The sequence below is a fragment of the Pseudomonas sp. CM27 genome (genome assembly GCF_013179515.1).
Classification (GTDB): Bacteria; Pseudomonadota; Gammaproteobacteria; order Pseudomonadales; family Pseudomonadaceae; genus Aquipseudomonas.
Genome location: NZ_JABMCN010000297.1, coordinates 1 through 6,617 on the forward strand (window position 1 = coordinate 1; position 6,617 = coordinate 6,617).

At 62.5% G+C, this 6,617-nt stretch carries 5 protein-coding genes and 1 pseudogene; 5 read left to right on the top strand and 1 reads right to left on the bottom strand.

Going from position 1 to position 6,617, the window contains the following annotated elements; all coding sequences use genetic code 11:
* The first annotated feature begins 338 nt into the window (after window positions 1-338).
* On the top strand, window positions 339-1,730 hold the full coding sequence (gene gabP / locus HP547_RS25955) for a GABA permease (RefSeq protein WP_172219860.1): 1,392 nt from the start codon (window positions 339-341) through the stop codon (window positions 1,728-1,730).
* 142 nt (window positions 1,731-1,872) lie between these two features.
* Entirely contained in the window at window positions 1,873-2,910 is a 1,038-nt protein-coding gene (locus tag HP547_RS25960; protein WP_172219857.1) for a YhcG family protein, read from the top strand.
* Here HP547_RS25960 and HP547_RS25965 read toward each other — a convergent pair whose 3' ends face one another.
* On the bottom strand, window positions 2,911-3,780 hold the full coding sequence (locus HP547_RS25965; RefSeq protein ID WP_172219855.1) for a LysR family transcriptional regulator: 870 nt from the start codon (window positions 3,778-3,780) through the stop codon (window positions 2,911-2,913). It lies immediately after the preceding gene.
* A gap of 204 nt (window positions 3,781-3,984) precedes the next feature.
* Between HP547_RS25965 and HP547_RS25970 the strand changes: the two genes are divergently transcribed.
* From HP547_RS25970 to HP547_RS29760, 3 genes and pseudogenes are all read left to right on the top strand, one after another.
* On the top strand, window positions 3,985-5,529 hold the full coding sequence (locus HP547_RS25970) for an MFS transporter (RefSeq protein ID WP_172219852.1): 1,545 nt from the start codon (window positions 3,985-3,987) through the stop codon (window positions 5,527-5,529).
* A gap of 128 nt (window positions 5,530-5,657) precedes the next feature.
* Window positions 5,658-6,509, top strand: coding sequence for an STAS domain-containing protein (locus HP547_RS25975; RefSeq protein ID WP_172219849.1), 852 nt, complete (start codon window positions 5,658-5,660; stop codon window positions 6,507-6,509).
* Window positions 6,510-6,513: 4 nt separating this feature from the next.
* Window positions 6,514-6,617, top strand: a pseudogene (locus HP547_RS29760) (anti-anti-sigma factor); the annotation flags it as partial.

Here is a 6,617-nt window from a genome sequence, read left to right on the forward strand (position 1 = left end):
TGGCTTGCCGGCGATAGGGCCAGGGCAGGCAACACACATTCAAATGAAAAACAAAAGCGCCAGATGACCCGGTGGCGCAATCGGACATGCCATTCGCGACATCTGGCGTGAATGGAAAGGCCCTGTCGTGATCGAACAGTTCCGGGGCGTTCTCGTGTAATTTCCCACAGCCCTGCGGAGCTTAAATGAACCCCGAACCGCACTGGCACGTTGCTCTGTGACGCACACCAAAGAACATCAACAGAACCCGAGCAACCTGTCGACTTATTGATTTCAAAGGAGATATTTTCGCCTACGCCTGCCCCCATCCTTGTGTCAGCAAAAAGAGAACAACATCAATGAACACCGTGGGATCTGATGGCAACCTTGCACAAGGTTTCAAGCCACGTCATGTAACGATGCTGTCCATCGCCGGCATCATCGGCGCCGGACTTTTCGTAGGCTCTGGGCACGCCATTGCGGCGGCCGGGCCCGCAACCATAATTTCCTATTTCGTGGCCGGGACCCTGGTAGTCCTGGTCATGCGCATGCTCGGCGAAATGGCCGTGGCACACCCCGATACCGGATCGTTTTCCACCTACGCCGACCAGGCCATCGGCCGCTGGGCCGGCTATACCATCGGCTGGCTGTACTGGTGGTTCTGGGTACTGGTGATCCCGATCGAAGCACTGGCCGCCGGGCATGTGCTGAACGCCTGGTTCCCGCAGGTGGACAGCTGGATCTTTGCCCTGGCCTCGGTACTGTTGCTGGCCTGCACCAACCTGTTCAGCGTGGCCAAGTACGGTGAATTCGAGTTCTGGTTCGCCATCCTCAAGGTCACGGCGATCCTGGGCTTCATCGGCCTTGGTTTCGCTGCCCTGATGGGCTGGCTGCCCAACCGCGAGGTCAGCGGCCTGAGCGGGTTGATCGCCGAGCACGGCGGCTTCGCCCCGAACGGCTGGTCGGCGGTGATCGGTGCGTTCATTACCGTGATGTTCAGCTTTATCGGCACCGAGGCGGTGACCATCGCTGCCTCCGAGTCCAGCGACCCGTCGCGCAACATCGCCAAGGCGACGCGTTCGGTGATCTGGCGCATCAGCACCTTTTACATCCTGTCGATCTTCGTGATCATCTCGGTGGTGCCATGGAACGACCCGCAGTTGGCGGTGGTGGGTTCCTACCAGCGTGCGCTGGAAATCATGAACATCCCCAACGCCGCGTTCATGGTCGACCTGGTGGTGCTGGTGGCCGTGACCAGCTGCATGAACTCGTCGATCTACATCGCCTCGCGCATGATGTACTCGCTGGCCAAGCGCGGTGACGCCCCGGCCTTCCTCAACAAGACCTCCAGGGTAGGCGTACCGCGCTCTGCGGTCTTTGGCAGTACCTTGATCGGCGCGGCGATTGCCATCCTCAACTACTTCGCACCGAAAGGCGTGTTCGAGTTCCTGCTGGCCAGTTCCGGCGCCATCGCCTTGCTGGTGTACATGGTCATCGCCATCTCGCAGCTGCGCATGCGCCGCCGCCTGGAGCGCGAGAACACCGAGCTGAAGTTCCGCATGTGGCTGTTCCCGTACCTCACCTGGGCGGTGATCATCTTCATTGCCGGGGCGCTGGCGGTGATGATGTACACCCCGGAGCACCGGGTAGAAGTGAGTTCGACACTGGGCCTGGCAATCGTCATTTCCTTCCTGGGGATCGTGACATCGCGGGGCCATGCGCAACCTGTAGGGGCGCGGTCGATGGGGTGATCGGGTTCACCTTGCGGTAGGGCGAAGGGCACCAGTGGATGGGTGCCCTTTGCTTTTTGAAACAAATCAGAGGTGCTGCCGGTGGCGGGGTGACGGCTCACCGGGGGTAGACTTCCTGGCGAATTCAAAAGGGAGTCGATGCATGAGCGCTGAACAACAAGAACCACAAGCGCCGGTGGCCCTTCCTTCGGTAAAGGATGACCGTTTCGAGGAAGTGCTCAGGTTGATTCAGGATGCCAGGCAGCGTGCGGTGCAGGCGGTCAATACGCAATTGATCGACCTGTACTGGCAGGTTGGGGCCTACATCAGCCACAAGCTGGAGCGGGCGGAATGGGGCGATTCGGTGGTCAGTCAGCTGGCTGCTCATCTTGCCCAAACGCAGCCTGGGCTACGAGGTTTTACGAGACCTAACCTGTTTCGGATGCGCCAATTTTATGAAGCCTATCGCCATGACGAAAGAGTCTCGGCACTGCTGAGACAATTGCCATGGACCCACAACATGATGATTCTCAGCCAGAGCAAGCTCACTCAGGAGCGCGAGTTCTACCTGCGCATGGCGATTCAGGAAAGGTGGTCAAGCCGAGAATTGGAAAGGCAACTCAAGGCCTCGCTTTTTGAACGCAGTGTCGCAAACCCGGCCAGGGCTTCGGCAGTATTGCGTCAAGATTATCCGGCAGCCATGGAGGTTTTTCGGGATGCCTACATGGTGGAGTTTCTCGGGCTAACGGGGGATCATGCAGAAGCAGACCTACATGGCGCGCTGATGAATCGGCTCAAACAGTTCCTCATCGAACTGGGCCGCGACTTCTGCTTCGTCGGCTCTCAGTACCCGCTTCAGGTCGGTGGCCGCGACTTCGCACTGGATTTGCTGTTCTTTCACCGCGGCCTCAACTGCCTGGTAGCGATAGAGCTGAAGGTCGGCCGCTTCGAGCCCGAGTACCTGGGCAAACTCGATTTCTACCTGGAAGCGCTTGACCGAAACGAGCGCAAGCCGCATGAAAACCCTGCGATTGGCGTGTTGCTGTGCGCCAGCAGGGACGATGAGGTGGTCGAGTACGCGCTTAATCGCAGTTTGTCGCCAGCACTGATTGCGGAATACCAGACACGCTTGCCGGACAAGGCCTTGCTGCAGGCCAAGCTGCATGAATTCTACGCCTTGGGTGCTGCAGGCGATCACTGATCAGGCACCGCCTTTCACGCTCTGCACATAACGCATCACCGCCGGCGCTTTATCGAAGCGCCGGTGAATCAGGCTGAGCCATGAACTGGCGTGGCAGTCGACGATCCGCCGGTAGTTCACTTGCGGCAGGCAGATGCGCTGCACCACCGATTCCGGCACCACGGCGATGCCCTGGCCGAGAGACACCAGGGTAATCACCGCCACCAGGCTGCCGGGCTGCGGGCCAAGCTGCGGGACGAAGCCACCTTGCGCGGCGACCTCCAGCGTGCCGGATATCTGCTCGGGCAGGATGAAGGTTTCATTGGCCAGGCGCGATGCCGGGATCTGAGGCACTTCATTGATCCGTGAATGGGCGGGCAGGGCAAGGACGAAGCCCTCCTGGTGCAGCGCAATGGCTTCCAGCTCTTCCGGCAGTTCCATCGGCGAGCGCACATACGCAAGGTCAAGCAGGCCATCACGAACCCTGGCGGGCAGTTCGGCCATGGGCAGTTCGCGCATGCTCAGGCGTACCTCGGGGCAGGCTTCGCTGAAGCGAAGCACTTGCTGCTGGAGCATGCCCGAGTAGGCGGCCGAAGCCACGTAGCCCAGTTCGATACGCCCGCTTTCGCCACGGGCGGCGCGTTGTGCCCCCAGTTGCGCCGCGTCGAACTGACGCACGGTCTGTTCGGCTTCGATGAACAGGGCCTGGCCGGCGGCGGTCAGGTTGACCTCGCGCTGGTTGCGCTCGAACAGGCGAACGCCCAGTTCGCGCTCCATGTCCTGGATCTGCCGGCTGAGGGTGGGCGGGGCGATGCCCAGTTGCTCGGCGGCACGGGTGAAATGGCCATGGCGGGCAACGCAGAGGAAATAGCGGAAATGGCGGATTTCCATGGGTGTTACCTGCAGGGTAATGACGGGGGCCGCCGAGGCTAACAAGGCGTTGGGTTGGCAGCGTTATGGTGAGGCCAACACTACAAGCCTGGTGGCCTGGGGGCAAAGATTACCTGGGAGATTGGCGGGGCCGCTTTGCGCCCCAGGCGATCCTGCAGGCAAACCGCCTTTCAGGCGAACCAGCCCACCCCCCGGAGCCCTGCCATGCCTTCTGCGCGTTTTACCCTGCTCACTGCCTCCCTGGTCTGCGCCCTGATCATCCTCGACACCAATATCGTCGCAGTCAGCCTGCCCAGCATCGCCCGCGACCTGTCCGGCTCGTTCGCCGATATCGAATGGGTGGTCAGCGCCTACCTGCTGGCGTTCGCCGCCTGCCTGCTGCCGGCCGGCAGCCTGGCCGACCGCTTTGGCCGGCGGCGCATGCTGCTGCTCGGCCTGGTGCTGTTCGGCATAGCCTCGCTGGCCTGTGGTGCCGCGCCCACGCTGTTGTTTCTCGACCTGGCCAGGGCAGCCAAAGGTGTGGGCGCCGCGTTGCTGTTGACCTCGGCCCTGGCGGCGATCGGCAACCGCTTCCACGAGCCGCAAGAGCGCATGCGCGCCTGGGCCTTCTGGGGCGCATGCATGGGCGCCACCATCACCTTTGCGCCACTGTTGGGCGGGGTGATCGCCAGCACCTTGGGCTGGCGCTGGATCTTCTATATCAACCTGCCCCTGGTGGTGCTGTTGGCGCTGATGGTGCTGCACAGTGTCGAGGAGTCGCGTGACAGCGCAGCGGCGCGGCTCGACCCGTGGGGCAGCCTGACCTTCGCCGGCAGCCTCGGCTACCTGATCTGGGCGATGATCGATGCCAACCAGGTGGGTTGGGGCAGCGCGCAAACCCTTGGCCGTCTGGTGATCAGCGCTTTCCTGTTCGGCCTGTTCGTCATGGTCGAGCGCAGCCAGCAGCGCCCGATGATCGACCTGCAGCTGATGCGCAGCGGGCGTTTCGTCGGCGCCTTGCTGGGCATGTTCGCCTACGCTGCCTGCGCCCAGGTGATGATGACCCTGCTGCCGCTGTACCTGCAAAACGGCCTGCAGCTGTCGGCGCTGGCCGCAGGCGCCGGCATGCTGCCATTTGCCGTCGCCATGCTGCTGACCCCGCGCGTTGGCATGCGCTTGGCCGCGCACCTGAGCCCGGCGCAGGTGTTTGCGCTGGGCCTGGTGCTGGTTGGCATGGGCAACCTGCTGTGTGCCTGGGCCACGCGCCAGGGCGGCTATGGCGCGTTCGCCCTGGCCAGCCTGGTGCTGGGCGCTGGCGCCGGGTTGCTCAATGGCGACACGCAGAAAAACATCATGGCTTGCGTGCCGCGTGAGCGCACCGGCATGGCCTCGGGGCTGAGTACCACCACGCGGTTCGGGGCAATCGTGCTGGCCATTGGTGTACTTGGCGGCGTGCTGGCCGGCCGTAGCGGGCAGCTGTTGCACGAGGCCATCGCCGCCGTGGCACCCGCGCACTCGGGCCAGGTTGCGGCAATGGCGACACGGGTTGCCGCAGGCGACCTGCAGGCCGCCCTGGCGCTGCTCGAACCCGCCCAGCGCGAGGCCGTGGCGCCCCTGGCCCGGCAGGCATTCATCGGTGGTTTCGAGGCCGTGCTGCACACCGCAGGTATTGCCGCACTGGTCTTCGCAGTGCTGGTCGGCCTGTTGCTGTCTCGCCCGCCAATCCCGCTTGCAACGGATACCAGGCAGGTGGGCCAGGACGCTGCATAGGCTACCCTCAGATGGCGCATTGCAATTAACTGTCCCCCGCGCACAACTATTTCATCCGGCAAATGTCATTCACAGCAGGCCGGCCAATTTATGGGGAAGCCGGCCTTTCAGCCCAGGAGCTAAGGTACATGGCAGCACTGCACGGCAGCACATCGGAAGCGATCAAGAACAACCAGGCGCAATTGCAGAAAGAATGGCTTTCTGGCCTGGAAACCAACGGCGCCACGCGAAATATCAAGGAACAGGTACTCGCACAGGAAACTCGCGAATTCCTGCAATTGCTGGTCGAGGGCCTGCTAAGCGAAGGCGGCAGCAACCTGGCTGCAACGGGCTGGGAAGGGGTGCGCCGTTTTCTGGAAAAACTGTCCGTCTCGCGCGCGCAGCTGGGGCATGACTCGCACCAGGCCGTGTACTTCATCTTTGCCCTGAAGGGGCCACTGTTCGGCCTGTTGCAATCGCACTTCAGTGATGAACCGGCGCGCCTGGCCGAGCAGCTGTGGGCGATCTCCGAGCTGATCGACGGCATGGGCATGCACACCATCCGCACCTTCCAGAAAACCCGCGAAGACGTGATCAAGCGCCAGCAGGAAGAGCTGCTGGAACTGTCCACCCCCGTGGTCAAGCTGTGGGACGGGGTACTCGCCCTGCCGCTGATTGGCACCCTGGACTCGCAACGCAGCCAGACCGTCATGGAGTCGCTGCTGCAGCGCATCGTCGATACCGGCTCGGAAATCGCCATCATCGATATCACCGGCGTTCCGACCGTCGACACGCTGGTGGCGCAACACCTGCTCAAGACCGTGACCGCGATCCGCCTGATGGGCGCCGATTGCATCATCAGCGGGGTGCGCCCGCAGATCGCGCAAACCATCGTCCACCTTGGCCTGGACCTGGGCACCCTGACCACCAAGTCCAACCTTGCGGATGCCCTCAAACTCGCCCTTGCGCGCCTGGGCGGCGACATCGGCAAGCAGGTATAAGCCTATGGAGCGCATTCCGATCCTGCAGATGGGCGAATTCCTGCTGGTGACCATTCAGGTGGACATGCACGACCAGCTGGCGCTGACGCTGCAGGAAGACCTGACCGA